We start from the raw sequence: 13416 nt of genomic DNA, 5'->3' as shown, positions 1-13416 counted from the left end.
ATTAATAACGATGGATTTAAGTCCGATAGGGCGGTAGGGGAGAGTACGATGACAGAATGCGTCGAGTGCGGGGCGGACGTAACCCTGCACGACGATCCCGAAGCCGGAGAGATTATCGACTGCCCCACCTGCGGTGTCGAACTGGAAGTCGTCGACGTGAACCCGCCAGTCCTCGACCGAGCCCCGGAGCTCCAAGAGGACTGGGGGGAGTAAGTTGCACGTTGGACTGCTCTACTCCCGGATTCGGAAAGACGAGAAGCTCCTGCTCGCCGAACTGCGCGACCGCGGGCACGAAGTGACGAAGATAGACGTACGCGACCAGACGTTCGGGCTCGACGAGGCCCCCGAGGCGTTCGAGGACGTCGACCTCGTGCTCGACCGCTGTCTGGCGACGAGTCGGAGCCTCTACGCCACGCGGTTCTGCGAGGCGTACGGGATTCCCGTCGTCAACGCGCCCGACACGGCCGAGACGTGCGCGGACAAGGCCAAGACGAGCATCGCGCTCGCCGGCGCGGGCGTCCCCACGCCCGAGACGAAGGTGGCGTTCACCGAGGAGGCCGCGCTGGAGGCCATCGAGTCCTTCGGCTACCCCTGCGTGCTCAAGCCCGTCGTCGGGTCCTGGGGTCGCCTCGTGGCGAAGGTAGAGTCGCGCAGCGCCGCCGAGGCCATCCTGGAGCACAAGGCGACGCTGGGCCACTACGAGCACAAGGTGTTCTACGTCCAGGAGTTCGTCGAGAAGCCCGGACGCGACCTGCGCGTACTGGCCGCGGACGGCGAACCCGTCGCCGCGATGGCCCGCAGTTCCGACCACTGGCTGACGAACGCCGCGAAGGGCGCGGAGACGGCGTCGTTCGAACTCGACGACGAGGCCGAGGCGCTGGTCGAGACGGCCAGCGACGTGGTCGGCGGCGGCCTGCTCGGCGTCGACCTGATGGAACTGGAAGAAGGGTACACCGTCCACGAAATCAACCACACGGTCGAGTTCAAGGCGCTGAACGACGCGGTGGACGTGGACGTGCCCGCCGCGGTCGTGGACTGGCTGGAGACGAAGGTCCCCCAGGAGGTGGTCGTCTGATGGCGACCGCGACCGACCGGCGGGGAGACGAGAGCGCGGAGACGCTCACGGCGAGCATCGTCGGCGCGAGCGGCTTCACGGGCGGAGAACTGCTTCGCCTGCTCGTCGGCCATCCGAACTTCGAGGTCGAACAGGCTACCAGCCGCGAGTACGCGAACAAGACGGTGGGGTCGGTCCACCCGAACCTCCGGGGGGCCGACCTGCGCTTCTCCGACCCTGGCGACCTCGATTCGGTCGACGCGCTGTTCGCCGCGACGCCCCACGGCGTCTCGATGCAGCAGATAGACGCGTTCGAGGACGCCGCCGACACCGTCGTCGACCTCAGCGCGGACTTCCGCCTCGACACCGAGGCCGAGTACGACGAGTGGTACGACGGCCACGTCTGCCCGGAGTACCTCGACGAGGCGGTGTACGCCCTGCCGGAGTTCACCCGCGAGGAACTCCCCGGCGCGGACCTGATCGCCGCGGGCGGTTGCAACGCGACGGCGACCCTGCTGGGGCTCAAGCCGCTGTTCGACGCGGACGTCCTCGACGGGGACGAGCAGGTCGTCGTGGACGTGAAGGTCGGCTCCTCGGAGGGCGGCGCCGGCGGCGGGAAGGCGTCGAACCACGCCGAGCGCTCGGGCGTCGTCCGCCCGTACGCGCCGACCGGCCACCGTCACGAGGCCGAGATAGAGGCCATGCTCGGGACGAGCGTCTCCTTCACGGCCCACGCCGTGGACATGGTGCGCGGGGCGTCGGCGACGAGCCACGTCTTCCCCGACCACCCCGTCTCGAAGGGCGACCTCTGGACCGCGTACCGCGACGCCTACGAGGACGAACCGTTCGTCCGCCTCGTCGCTGGCGGGAGCGGCGTCTACCGCTACCCCGAACCGAAGGCGGTCGCCGGCACGAACCACGCCGAGGTCGGCTTCGAACTCGACCCCGGCAACGAGCGCGTCGTCGTGTTCAGCGCCATCGACAACCTGATGAAGGGGTCGGCCGGCCAGGCGGTCCACGCCGCGAACGTCGCGCTCGGGTTCGAGGAGACGGCCGGACTGGAGTTCTCGGGCCTTCACCCGGTGGGGTCGCCATGACCGGGGACGGCTACACCCGCGAGCAACTGCTCGCGGCCCACGAGGAACTCATCGACAACAACGCCGGCGAGGACCGCGTGCGGACGGACGGCGGCCAGCGGACGAGCGGTTCGCAGTCCTCGTCGGACGGTCGGTTCGACGACGGGACGGTCGCGGACGAGACCCCGCCCGTCGTCGTGAAGGTCGGCGGCGCGCGCGCCGTGGACCCGGCGGGCGCGCTGGCCGACGTGGCCCACCTCACCGCGACGGGCGAGGACGTCGTCGTCGTCCACGGCGGTTCGACCGCGGTGGACGACCACCTGGAGGCGCTCGGCGAGGAACCGGAGTACGTCGAGACGCCGGACGGCGTCGTCGGCCGGTTCACCGACGAGACGACGATGGCCGCCTTCGAGCGCGTGCTGCCCGGAGAGGTCAACACCGACCTCGTAGCGGGCCTCCAGACGGAGGGCGTCCGCGCTGTCGGCCTCTCGGGCGTGGACGGCGCGCTCCTGACGGGGCCGCGCAAGTCCGCGGTGAAGGTCGTCGAGGACGGCCGGAAGAAGATTCGCCGCGGCGACCACTCCGGAAAGATAGAGGACGTGAACGCGGACCTGCTCGAACTCCTGCTCGGCGCGGGCTACACGCCGGTCGTGACGGTGCCGATGCTCGCCGAGGAGAACGGCGATGGCGACGCCACGCTGACGCCGGTCAACGCCGACGCGGACCGCGCGGCGGCCGCCGTCGCGGGCGCGCTCGGCGGCCAGCTCGTCGTGCTGACCGACGTGCCCGGCGTCCTCGAAGACCCCGACGACGAGTCGACACTCGTCGAGGAGGTGACGACGCCCGCCGAGATGGCGACCGTCGAGGACGCCGCGGAAGGGTTCATGACGAAGAAGGTGATGGCCGCGACGGAGGCGCTGTCGGGCGGCGCCGCGTCGGTCGTCGTCGCGGACGCGAACAACCGCGACCCGGTGACGGCGGCGCGCAACGGTCACGGAACCCACTTCGAGCCGACCGCGCTCGGTGAGGACGCGTGAGCGGGTTCGTCTTCTCCGAGAAGCCCATCAGCATCGAGCGCGGCGAGGGTCCGTACCTCTACGACGACGCCAGCACGGAGTACCTCGACTTCGGCGCGAGCTACGCCGTCACGCCGGTCGGCCACTGCCACCCCGAGGTGGTCGAGGCGGTGCAGGAACAGGCCGCCGAGCTGCTGTACGTCCAGGCGTCCTACGGCAACGGCGCGCGCGACGCCCTCTACGAGCGGCTCGCCGCGATAGCACCGGGCGACGTCGGGAACGTCTGGCTCTGCAACTCCGGGACGGAGGCCAACGAGGCGGCGCTGAAGTTCGCCCGGAGCGCCACCGGGAACTCCAAGATAGTCGCCGCGAAGCAGGGGTTCCACGGCCGCACGATGGGCGCGCTGTCGGCCACCTGGAAGTCGAAGCACCGCGAGCCGTTCGAACCGCTCCTCGCCGACGTGGAGTTCGTCGACTACGGCGACGAGGACGACCTCGCCGACGCCGTGGACGACGAGACGGCCGCGGTCGTCCTCGAACCGGTCCAGGGCGAGGGCGGCGTCAACCCCGCGCCGGAGGGATACCTGCAGGCGGCCCGCGAACTGACCGACGAGGCGGGGGCCGCCCTCGTCTTCGACGAGATACAGACCGGCCTCGGCCGGACGGGGACGCTGTGGGCCTGCGAGTCCGCGGGCGTCGTCCCGGACGTGCTGACGACCGCGAAGGGGCTGGCCAGCGGCCTGCCGATGGGCGCGACGCTGTGCGCCGACTGGATAGCGGAGGACGCTGGCTCGCACGGGTCGACGTTCTCCGGCGGCCCGGTCGTCAGCGCCGCCGCCGAGGCGACGCTGTCGGTCATCGTCGAGGAGGACCTCCCCGCCCGCGCCGCCGAGACGGGCGCGTACCTTCGCGAGGAGTTGCACGCCGCGGACCTGCCGGTGCGCGACGTCCGGGGCGAGGGCCTGCTGGTCGGCGTCGAGGTGAAACGCGGCGCGAACCGCCTCCTGAAGGAACTCGCGCTCGACCACGGCGTGCTCGCGCTCCCCGCGGGCCGGACCGTCCTCCGGTTGCTCCCGCCGCTGACCGTCGAGCGCTCGCACGTCGACCGCGTGGTGGACGCGCTCGCCGACGCGCTCGGAGGTGACGGATGAGCGCGAGCGACGGGGCGGCCGGCGTCGTCACGCACGAGGTGTCCGAGGCGGCGGCCCGCGACCTGCTCGTCGACCTCGTCGAGACGCCGTCCGTGACGGGCGACGAGCGCGAGTGCGCCGAGCGCCTCGCCGCGTTCTTCGAGCGCCACGACCGCGAGACGCGGCTGGACGAGGTCGGCAACGTCCGCGCACCCGGCGACGACGGCGTCCTGCTGACCTCCCACATCGACACCGTGCCGGGCGAGATTCCGGTGGAGGTCGAGGAGACCGACGAGGGCGAGGTCCTCTGGGGACGCGGCAGCGTCGACGCCAAGGGACCGCTGGCCGCGATGGCGGTCGCGGCCGTCGAGACGGGCGCGAGCTTCGTCGGCGTCGTCGGCGAGGAGACCGACTCCCGGGGCGCGCGCCACCTCGTCGACGAGCGCGCGGAACCCGCCGCGGTCGTCAACGGCGAACCCAGCGGCTGGGACGACCTGACGCTGGGCTACCGCGGCTTCCTCGCCGGCACCTACTCGGTCGCCGTCGACTCCGTCCACTCCTCGCGCCCCGACCCGAACGCCGTCGAGCACGCGACGAGCTGGCTCTCGCGCGTGAAGGCCGAGTTCGCCACCGACGACCCCGTCTTCGAGTCGGTGACCGTGAAACCGGTCGAGTTCGACGGCGGCCTCGACGACGACGGCCTCGCGACCGCGGCCACCGTCGACGTGCAGTTCCGGATTCCGCCCGGGACGACCGCCGCGGAGATACGCGAGACGGCCGAGAGCGAACTCGACGCCGGCAGCGTCTCCTGGGACGAGCCAATCCCGCCGACGCTGTCCAGCCCCCGGACCGACCTCGCGCGAGCGTTCCGGGTCGCCGTCCGCGCGGAGGGCGGCGACCCCGGTCTGCTCCGCAAGACCGGGACCAGCGACGCGAACCTCTACGCCGCGGCCTGGGACTGCCCGGTCGCCACCTACGGCCCCGGCGACTCGACGTTCGACCACGCGCCCGACGAACGCCTCGACCTCGCGGAGTTCGACCGCGCCGTCGCGGTGCTCGGACGGGTCGCGGAGAACCGCCTGGAGAGCCACGAATGACGCCGAAGCACGAACCAATGACGCCGAACGACCACGGGACGACCCCGACACAGCAGCCGTCGAACAGCAGTCCGAACGTCGACGCCGACCCGGCACACTTCCTGACCGTCGACGACCTGGGCGAAGCCGACCTGCGAGCTGTCGTCGATTCGGCGCGAGCGTTCGAGCGGGCGCGAGCCGACGGCGAGCCCCACGCCGTGCTGCCGGGCGCGACGGCGACGATGCTGTTCGAGAAGCCCAGCACCCGGACCCGGGTCTCCTTCGAGACGGGGATGACCCACCTCGGCGGTCACGCCGTCTTCCTCGGCCCGGACGACACGCAGCTCGACCGCGGCGAACCCGTCTCGGACACGGCACGGGTGCTGTCGCGCTACGGCGAGTTCGTCGTGGCGCGCGTGTTCGACCACGGGACCCTGGAGACGATGGCCGAGCACGCCACCGTCCCGGTCGTCAACGCGCTCTCCGACTCCGCTCACCCCTGCCAGGCGCTGGCCGACCTGCTTGCGCTCCGTCAGCAGTTCGGCTCGCTCTCTGACCTGTCTGTCACCTGGGTCGGCGACGGGAACAACGTCGCCGCGTCGTTCGTCGTCGCCGCCGCGACGATGGGCGTCGACGTGACGGTGGCGACGCCGCAGGGCTACGAACTCCCCGCGGACGTGCTCGAACGCGCAGCGGCGCGCGGTCCCGCGCCCGAGGTCGTCCACGAACCCGGGTCCGCCGTCGAGGGTGCCGACGCCGTCTACACCGACGTCTGGATAAGCATGGGCGACGAGGACGAGCGCGAGGAGAAACTGACCGCCTTCGAGGGATTCCAGGTGAACGCCGACCTGCTCGCACGCGCCCCGGACGCGGCGGTGATGCACTGCCTACCCGCCCACCGCGGCGAGGAAATCACCGGCGACGTGCTGGAGAGCGAGCGCTCGCTCGCCTGGCGGCAGGCCGAGAACCGCCTGCACGTCCAGAAGGCGCTGCTGGCGCATCTGGGCGGCGTGGAGTACTCGCGGTAGGTCCGGTCCGAGACGCGTCGGACGCCGCCTCGCGACGGGCTAACTTTGTATACATGTCTTCGTTGGGTTCGAAGTAACAGATATGACCGGACACGTGTACACCGTCGCGAGCGGGAAGGGCGGTGTGGGGAAGACGACCACCGCGATAAACCTCGGGGCGATGCTCGCCGAGGCGGGGGCCGACGTGGTCGTCGTCGACACGGACCTGGGGATGGCGAACATCGCCGGGTTCCTCGACTTCGAGATGGACGGGGCGACGCTCCACGACGTGCTGGCCGGCGAGGCGGACGTCGCCGCCGCCGTCTACGAGGCCCCCGGCGACGTCGACGTACTTCCGAGCAGCACCGACATCCAGGCGTTCGCCAAGTCCGAGACGGAGAACCTCCCGGAGGTCGTCGCGGCACTCCGCGAGGAGTACGACTTCGTCCTGCTCGACACCGGGGCCGGCATCAGCTACGACACGATGCTTCCCCTCTCGCTGGCCGACGCCGTCCTGCTCGTCACGACGCCGGACGTCGCCTCGGTGCGCGACACGGCCAAGACGGGCGAACTCACCGCGCGCACGTCGGCGGCACGGTCCGCGGCGCGGTGCTCACCCAGCGCGGCGACGACATCCTGAACGCCGACGACGTGGAGGGAACGCTGGAGACCGACATCCTGGCGGTCGTCCCGACGGACGAGACCGTCCCGATGAGCATCGACGCCGGACGACCGCTCGCCGCGTTCGCGCCGAACGGCGACGCGGCGGCGGCGTACCGCGACCTCGCCGGGGTGCTGGCCGGGTCGGACGAGACGGACCACCAGAAGGCAAAGACGGACGAGGACGGGTTCCGGGACGCGGCGGACGACGACCCCGAACCGGGCGACGTCGCCGCGCCGGCGCTCGCCGACGCGGAGGCGGAACTGGGCGACGCCGACTCGTTTGACGCCGACCCGGTTCACGACCTCATCGACGAGCGCATCGTCGAGGCGGCCGACGCCCCCGGGCCGACCGCTCCGGACGAGGACGCGAGCGACGTCGCCGACGAGACTACGTCCGAGCCGGCGGACGAGAAGGACGCGAGTGGCAACCCGGACGACTCCGGAGCGACGCCCCCCGACGACGGCTCTACGGCGGTCGACGCCGCCGGTTCCGACGAGGTCAGCACCGACGACCCGGCCTCCGAAGACCCGCTCGACGACCGGACCGACGCGACGGGCGGGAAGCGCGTCCGGGTGACCGACGAGGCGGACGACGCCGCAACCGAAACGGAGGTGGGAGACGTCGCGCCCGATTCCTCGGCACCGACGCCCGACGAGACGGAAGCGAGCGACCGTCCAGTGGCGGACGAGGCCGAGTCCGGCGACGCGTCCAACGGCACCGCGGCGGTCCCCGAGGACGCGCCCGAATCGGCCGGCGATACGGCGAAAGCGCCGTGGCAGGCGAGCGACGCGGACGACGAACCGGGGGCCGTCCCGTTCGAGGAGGGCGAACCTGGCCAGACGGAACTCGGCGCGATGGCGAACGAGGACGACGAGGCGGACGAGGACGAAGCGGGCATCTTCGGCCGCATCGGGTCGCTGTTCCGCTGACGCCGGAAACAAGTAGTTTCTTCGACACGTAGTTTCCGGGAGATGGCCGAAGAATCAGTTCCGTTCTGGTGGATACTGCTGTTCGTCCTGCTCGCGCTCGGGGCGGGCGCGATACTGTTTGTCGGCGGCGAGTTGCTCGCCGCGTTCGCCGTCGAGTTCGCCGCGGAGTCACTGCCGGCGGGCGTCGGCACGTCGCTAGCGTAGTCCGAAGGTGTCACCTCGACGAGACGCGGCGCTCGAGGTCGGAAATCGCAAGAAGACGCCGGGACTGGGATTTGAACCCAGAACCCCTAACGGGGACACGCTTTCCAGGCGTGCGCTTTGCCATTCGGCCATCCCGGCCCAACAGTTGGTAACCGAGAGTCGCGTTTAAAGGCTTCCCTTTACGACAGGACGCCGTCGGCGACGTAGGTGAGCGTCGACGCCCCGACGGCGACGAGGAGCGCCACGCCGACCTTCACGGCGACGTCGTACCGGTAGCCGCTGAACAGTTCGTACCCTTGCAGGAGCACGAGGAAGGCGAGCATACCGATGACGCCCCACAGCAGACTGTGCTTGATGCGGGGGTCCACGGCGAGGTCACTCGGCGGCGGCGATGGCCTCTATCTCGATTCCAACGCCCTTCGGGAGGTTCGCCACCTCGACCGCGCTCCGGGCCGGCGGGTTGTCCTGGAAGTACTCCTGGTAGGACTCGTTCATCGCGTCGAAGTCCTCGATGTCGTCCATGAAGACGGTGACCTTCAGCACGTCCTGCATCGTCAGCCCCTCCTCCTCGAGGATACCCTTCACGTTCTCCAGGCTCTGGCGGGTCTGAACGGCGATCTCCTCGTCGTCCAGCAGGTCGCCGTCGGGGGTCATCGGTATCTGTCCGGCCGTGAACACGATGTCGCCGTTGGTCGTCGCCTGGCTGTACGCTCCGACCGCTTCCGGCGCGTCCTGCGTGCTGATAACTCGCTTCATGACAGACAGTTCGCTCGCCAGGACTTAAACCTACGTCAAAACAGAGCGAAAGCCGTTGTCTAAACGAGCACTTCGACGTCGAACCCGCTGTCGCGCAACGACGCCAGCAGATCGTCGACGTGCTCCGGACCGCGCGTTTCGAGGTCGAGTTCCACCTCGGTCGCGTTCATCCCGATGTCCCGGGAGGTGCGGTCGTGCTGGATGGCGTAGATATTCGCCCGCGCGTCGGCCACCACGTCCAGCAGTTCGCGGAGCGACCCCGGGCGGTCTTTCAGCACGGTTCGGAGTTTCACGTACCTGCCCGTCTCGACGAGTCCGCGCATGATGACCGTCGTGAGGGTGTTCATGTCGATGTTGCCGCCGGAGAGGACGGGGGCGATGACCTCGTCGGCGGCGTAGTCGAACTTCTCTCCCAGCGTCGCGGCGAGTGCCACCGCACCGGCCCCCTCGACGAGCGTCTTGCTGCGTTCGAGGAGGTAGGTCAGCGCGACCGCGATCTCGGAGTCAGAGACGGTGACGACCTCGTCGACGCGTTCACGGATGACCTCGAACGGCTTCTCGCCGGCGCTCCGCGTGGCGATGCCGTCCGCGACGGTGTCGACGCTGTCGAGTCGGTGGCGTTCGCCCTTCTGGAGCGACTGGGCGACGCTAGAGGCGCCCTCGGCCTGAACGCCGACGACGCGCGCGTCGGGAATCTGGCCCTTCACCGCCGTGGCGACGCCGCTGATGAGTCCGCCGCCGCCGATGGGGACGACCACGGTGTCGACGTCCGGCAGGTCGTCCACTATCTCCAGACCGATGGTGCCCTGGCCCGCCATCACCTTCTCGTCGTCGAACGCGTGGACGTAGGTGCGCCCCTCCTCGTCTTCGAGTTCGTGGGCGCGCTCCTGGGCCTCGTTGTAGTCCTCGCCGTAGAGGACGACCTCCGCGCCGTAGTCCCTGGTCGCCTTTATCTTCGAGATGGGCGCGTTCTCCGGCATGACTATCTTCGAGTCGACGCCGCTGCGCGTCGCCGCGAGCGCGACGCCCTGGGCGTGGTTGCCCGCGCTGGCGGTGACGACGCCCGCCTCCTTCTCCGCCTCGGAGAGGGTCTTGATGCGGTTGGTCGCGCCGCGAATCTTGAACGAGCCCGTGCGCTGGAACGTCTCCAGTTTCGGGTGGACCGCCGCACCCGTCATGTCCGAAAACGTGTGCGAGTAGTCGAGCGGCGTGTGCCGAGAGGTCTCGGCGACTCGCTCTCGGGCCTCCAGTACGTCCCCGAGTTCTATCATGGTCCGTCGGTGGGTCTCGCGTCTCTTTATCGTTTGGGAAATCGGTCGTCACGACGGCTTTCCGCCAGTTCGGAAACTCGCGTCCGAGTGAATCACCGGAGGCGCCTGCGTCTCGGACCAGCGATGGCGCTCGCCCGACCGGTAAAGAAACGCCTTTCTACCCCCCGTCCTGCCTTCGTAACGATGCAGGTCTCCGAGGTGGTCCCCGAGTTCGCGGAGGCGTTCCCGTTCGAGGAGTTCAACGACATGCAACGGGAGATGCTGCCGGCCCTGCTCGACAGCGACGACAACGTCGTCGCCAGCGCGCCGACCGCCAGCGGGAAGACCGCGCTCGCGGAACTGGCCATCTGCAAGGCGCTCCGGGACGGCGGCACCGCGCTCTTCGTCGCGCCGATGCGCGCGCTCACCAACGAGAAGGAGAGTGAGTGGGAGCGGTTCGAGGACCTCGGCCACTCCGTCTACGTTGTCACGGGCGAGCGCGACCTCAATCCCCGGCGAGCGGAGCGTGCGGACATCCTCGTGATGACGCCCGAGAAGGCCGACTCGGCGACCCGGAAGCACGACTCGCGGCGCTACTCGTTCATCACCGACGTCGACGTCTGCGTCATCGACGAGGTCCACCTGCTCGACTCGGAGAAGCGCGGGAGCGTCCTCGAAGTGACCGTCTCGCGCCTCCGGCGGCTCTGTGACCCCCGCATCGTCGCGCTCTCGGCGACGATGCCGAACGTCGACGACGTCGCCGAGTGGCTGGACGCGCCGCCCGAGACCACCTTCGAGTTCGGCGACGAGTACCGTCCCGTCGACCTCCACGCGGACGTGAAGACCTACACCCACGGGGACAACTCCTTCGCCGACAAGTACCGCCGGCTGTACCGCGCGCTCGACCTCGCGGAGCCCCACATCGAGGAGGGCGGCCAGGCACTCGTGTTCGTCTCCTCGCGGCAGGACACCGTGCAGGCCGCCAAGAAGGCCCGCGACGAGATAGCGGAACGCGACCTCTCGGTCGGCGCGCGCGGCGACTACGACTTCCACACCAAGACCCAGGAACTGGAGAACGAGACGCTCCGGAAGTCCGTCCTCGACGGCGTCGCGTTCCACCACGCCGGCCTCTCGAAGAACGACAAGGACCTCGTCGAGGAGTGGTTCCGAGAGGGGAAGATACAGCTCCTCTTTTCCACCTCGACGCTGGCGTGGGGCGTCAACCTCCCCGCGCGCTGCGTCGTCCTCCGGGATACGAAGCTCCACGACCCCCTGGAGGGCGAGGTGGACATGAGTCCGCTCGACGTGCTCCAGATGCTCGGACGCGCGGGCCGACCCGGATACGACGACGTCGGCTACGGCTGGGTCGTCTGCGACCACGCCGAGGCCGACAAGTACCGGAAACTGCTGCGCGAGGGCAAGGAGATAGAGTCCCGACTCGCGGAGGATTTGGACGCCCACCTCAACGCCGAGATAGCGATGGGAACCATCGCCGACCTCGACGACGTGATGGACTGGCTCCGGACGACGTTCTACTACGTCCGCGCGAAAAACGACCCCGAGCAGTACGACTTCGAGAACCTGCGCGACCGCGTCCGGGCCACGCTCGAACGCCTCGTCGACCGCGGCTTCGTCGAGACGGGCGACGACCTCGGCGTCGCCGCCACTCCGCTCGGCATGCTCGCCTCGAAGTTCTACCTCCGCCTCGACACCGCCGAGCGCTTCGCCGACCTCGCCAACCTGCCCACGGTCGACGACGACGCCATCCTGGCGACAGTCGCCGGGGCCGGCGAGTTCGACAGCGTCAGCGCGCGCCAGTCGGAGCGCGAGGCCGTCGACTCCGTGCTGGTCGGGCAGGACTCGGGCGACCTGGAGGCCGGCGGTCGGAAGGTGCTCGCCATCCTCCGGTCGAGCATGACCGGGTCGACCCCCGCCGACCTCCGGAGCGACGCGTGGGTCATCCGCCAGAACGCCGTCCGCCTCCTCTCCGCGTTGCGGGCCTTCTTCGAGCGGTTCGACCGCCCCGTGGCCGCCAACCGCACCCGCCGCGTCGAGGCGCGCGTCGAGAACGGCGTCTCGTCGACCGCCGTCGGGCTGACCGCCGTCGACGGGGTCGGCTCGGGCCGGGCGAGCAAACTCGCCGCCGAGGGCCTGGAGACGCCGGCCGACGTGCGCGAAGCGGGCGTGGACGGCCTCGTCCGGGCGGGGCTCTCCGAGGGCGTCGCCGAGCGGGTCGTCGAAAGCGTGCGAGAACTGCCCGCGGTCGAAATCGAGTGGGGAGCGTTCCCCGACGACATCGCGCGCGGCGAGAACGCGATGCGGGAAGTGACCGTCCGCAACCGGGGCGGCGGCGCGCAGGCCGCCATCGACGTGACCGTCAACGGCGTCGAGATGACCGACCGGACGACGTACCTCGACGGCCCTGAATCGGTCCCGGTCGGCGTGTTCGGCGGTAGCGCCGAGGAGATGGAGTTCGTCGTCCGCGTCGCGTTCCCCGACTTGCCGCTCGTGCCGGTCACCGACTCGCGGACGGTCAGGGTCGAGTGAACAACTGCTCGCGCAGCGCCTCGGGGGTCGAGACCACCGCGTCGGCCGCCGAGAGGTCGAGTTTCTTCGCACCGTTCCGATAGCCGACGCAGTCCGCACCGGCCCGGACCGCCGCCTCGACGCCGTTCTCGGAGTCCTCGACCGCGACGCACGCCGACGGCCGGTGGCCCAGCCGCTCGGCGGCGTGTTCGTAGATGGCCGGCCCGGGTTTCCCCGGCGCGTCCACGTCTTCGGCGCTGACGACCGCGTCGAAGTCGAGGTCGAATCGCTCGAGCACCACGTCGATCCAGGCGTGGGGCGCGGACGAGACGAGCGCGACGTCGACCCCGTCGGCGCGCAGGTCCGCGACGATGTCCTGGAAGCCGTCCATCAGCGCGGCGTGTTCGCCGTACACGTCCTCGGCGGCCTCGTCGTAGATGTCGACGAACTCCGACTTCTCGACGGTCGTCTCGTAATGCTCGTCGAGATAGTCGTAGATCTCCCGGTAGTTCATCCCGGTTATCTCGTCGGCGGACACCGTGGTTTCGAGGACCTGGGGGAAAATCGTCTGCTCTTCGATGTCGACCCAGTAATCTTCCGAGTCGACGATGACTCCGTCCATGTCGAACAGTACTGCATCGAACGTAGGCACGGTCGTTCCAACGCGGCCCGGCATCGTAGGACTGTCGCTGTCGGACGCCCGTCGCTCGCCACCGTCGCCCGTCGAC

The 13416-nt window shown here is 69.8% G+C and carries 15 protein-coding genes and 1 tRNA gene; 11 read left to right on the top strand and 5 right to left on the bottom strand.

Annotation, left to right across the window (positions count from 1 at the left end):
- Positions 1-48 precede the first annotated feature (48 nt).
- From lysW to ACRYA2_RS07790, 10 genes are all read left to right on the top strand, one after another.
- On the top strand, positions 49-213 hold the full coding sequence (lysW, locus tag ACRYA2_RS07835) for a lysine biosynthesis protein LysW (protein ID WP_113274696.1): 165 nt from the start codon (positions 49-51) through the stop codon (positions 211-213).
- A gap of 1 nt (position 214) precedes the next feature.
- Positions 215-1075 carry a lysine biosynthesis protein LysX gene (gene lysX / locus ACRYA2_RS07830; protein ID WP_433626175.1) on the top strand — a complete coding sequence of 287 codons (861 nt, stop codon included), beginning with the start codon at positions 215-217 and terminating at the stop codon, positions 1073-1075.
- Complete coding sequence (gene argC, locus ACRYA2_RS07825) at positions 1075-2151, top strand: N-acetyl-gamma-glutamyl-phosphate reductase (RefSeq protein ID WP_433626172.1); 1077 nt, start codon at positions 1075-1077, stop codon at positions 2149-2151. Before lysX ends, argC begins: the two co-directional genes overlap by 1 nt.
- A complete protein-coding gene (locus ACRYA2_RS07820; RefSeq protein ID WP_433626169.1) occupies positions 2148-3167 on the top strand; it encodes an acetylglutamate/acetylaminoadipate kinase in 1020 nt (339 codons plus the stop codon). Before argC ends, ACRYA2_RS07820 begins: the two co-directional genes overlap by 4 nt.
- A complete protein-coding gene (locus ACRYA2_RS07815) occupies positions 3164-4297 on the top strand; it encodes an aspartate aminotransferase family protein (protein WP_433626166.1) in 1134 nt (377 codons plus the stop codon). The genes ACRYA2_RS07820 and ACRYA2_RS07815 overlap by 4 nt, the downstream gene beginning before the upstream one ends.
- Positions 4294-5373 (top strand): [LysW]-lysine hydrolase, encoded by a 1080-nt coding sequence (locus ACRYA2_RS07810; RefSeq protein WP_433626163.1) that lies wholly within the window; start codon positions 4294-4296, stop codon positions 5371-5373. The genes ACRYA2_RS07815 and ACRYA2_RS07810 overlap by 4 nt, the downstream gene beginning before the upstream one ends.
- Entirely contained in the window at positions 5370-6380 is a 1011-nt protein-coding gene (gene argF, locus ACRYA2_RS07805; RefSeq protein WP_433626161.1) for an ornithine carbamoyltransferase, read from the top strand. The genes ACRYA2_RS07810 and argF overlap by 4 nt, the downstream gene beginning before the upstream one ends.
- Positions 6381-6462: 82 nt before the next feature.
- Positions 6463-6999 carry an AAA family ATPase gene (locus ACRYA2_RS07800; protein WP_433626159.1) on the top strand — a complete coding sequence of 179 codons (537 nt, stop codon included), beginning with the start codon at positions 6463-6465 and terminating at the stop codon, positions 6997-6999.
- Positions 6969-7952 carry a prolipoprotein diacylglyceryl transferase gene (locus ACRYA2_RS07795; RefSeq protein WP_433626157.1) on the top strand — a complete coding sequence of 328 codons (984 nt, stop codon included), beginning with the start codon at positions 6969-6971 and terminating at the stop codon, positions 7950-7952. The genes ACRYA2_RS07800 and ACRYA2_RS07795 overlap by 31 nt, the downstream gene beginning before the upstream one ends.
- A 42-nt stretch (positions 7953-7994) precedes the next feature.
- Complete coding sequence (locus ACRYA2_RS07790) at positions 7995-8156, top strand: hypothetical protein (protein WP_433626155.1); 162 nt, start codon at positions 7995-7997, stop codon at positions 8154-8156.
- 56 nt (positions 8157-8212) lie between these two features.
- Here ACRYA2_RS07790 and ACRYA2_RS07785 read toward each other — a convergent pair.
- From ACRYA2_RS07785 to ilvA, 4 genes are all read right to left on the bottom strand, one after another.
- Positions 8213-8294: transfer RNA gene (locus ACRYA2_RS07785), tRNA-Ser, on the bottom strand.
- 41 nt (positions 8295-8335) lie between these two features.
- Complete coding sequence (locus ACRYA2_RS07780) at positions 8336-8524, bottom strand: DUF7981 family protein (protein WP_433626153.1); 189 nt, start codon at positions 8522-8524, stop codon at positions 8336-8338.
- Between the two features lie 7 nt (positions 8525-8531).
- Positions 8532-8912: a Rid family detoxifying hydrolase gene (locus ACRYA2_RS07775; RefSeq protein ID WP_433626151.1), complete on the bottom strand. Its 381-nt coding sequence runs from the start codon at positions 8910-8912 to the stop codon at positions 8532-8534.
- 59 nt (positions 8913-8971) lie between these two features.
- On the bottom strand, positions 8972-10183 hold the full coding sequence (gene ilvA / locus ACRYA2_RS07770; protein ID WP_433626149.1) for a threonine ammonia-lyase: 1212 nt from the start codon (positions 10181-10183) through the stop codon (positions 8972-8974).
- A 183-nt stretch (positions 10184-10366) separates the two neighbouring features.
- Here ilvA and ACRYA2_RS07765 point away from each other — a divergent pair, with 183 nt between their 5' ends.
- On the top strand, positions 10367-12709 hold the full coding sequence (locus ACRYA2_RS07765; protein ID WP_433626147.1) for a DEAD/DEAH box helicase: 2343 nt from the start codon (positions 10367-10369) through the stop codon (positions 12707-12709).
- Here the strand turns inward: ACRYA2_RS07765 and ACRYA2_RS07760 are convergent.
- A complete protein-coding gene (locus ACRYA2_RS07760; RefSeq protein ID WP_433626145.1) occupies positions 12696-13340 on the bottom strand; it encodes an HAD family hydrolase in 645 nt (214 codons plus the stop codon). The genes ACRYA2_RS07765 and ACRYA2_RS07760 overlap by 14 nt on opposite strands.
- Positions 13341-13416: the final 76 nt, after the last annotated feature.

The sequence above is a fragment of the Halomicrococcus pelagicus genome, from assembly GCF_050954125.1.
This window is presented reverse-complemented; position numbering and strand designations above follow the sequence as displayed.

Bases quoted from the DNA above. Each gene is read 5' to 3' on its own strand.
- lysW (WP_113274696.1), top strand. From the start codon at position 49: ATGACAGAATGCGTCGAGTGCGGGGCGGACGTAACCCTGCACGACGAT.
- argC (WP_433626172.1), top strand. From the start codon at position 1,075: ATGGCGACCGCGACCGACCGGCGGGGAGACGAGAGCGCGGAGACGCTC.
- ACRYA2_RS07820 (WP_433626169.1), top strand. From the start codon at position 2,148: ATGACCGGGGACGGCTACACCCGCGAGCAACTGCTCGCGGCCCACGAG.
- ACRYA2_RS07810 (WP_433626163.1), top strand. From the start codon at position 4,294: ATGAGCGCGAGCGACGGGGCGGCCGGCGTCGTCACGCACGAGGTGTCC.
- argF (WP_433626161.1), top strand. From the start codon at position 5,370: ATGACGCCGAAGCACGAACCAATGACGCCGAACGACCACGGGACGACC.
- ACRYA2_RS07800 (WP_433626159.1), top strand. From the start codon at position 6,463: ATGACCGGACACGTGTACACCGTCGCGAGCGGGAAGGGCGGTGTGGGG.
- ACRYA2_RS07790 (WP_433626155.1), top strand. From the start codon at position 7,995: ATGGCCGAAGAATCAGTTCCGTTCTGGTGGATACTGCTGTTCGTCCTG.
- ACRYA2_RS07775 (WP_433626151.1), bottom strand. From the start codon at position 8,912: ATGAAGCGAGTTATCAGCACGCAGGACGCGCCGGAAGCGGTCGGAGCG.
- ilvA (WP_433626149.1), bottom strand. From the start codon at position 10,183: ATGATAGAACTCGGGGACGTACTGGAGGCCCGAGAGCGAGTCGCCGAG.
- ACRYA2_RS07765 (WP_433626147.1), top strand. From the start codon at position 10,367: ATGCAGGTCTCCGAGGTGGTCCCCGAGTTCGCGGAGGCGTTCCCGTTC.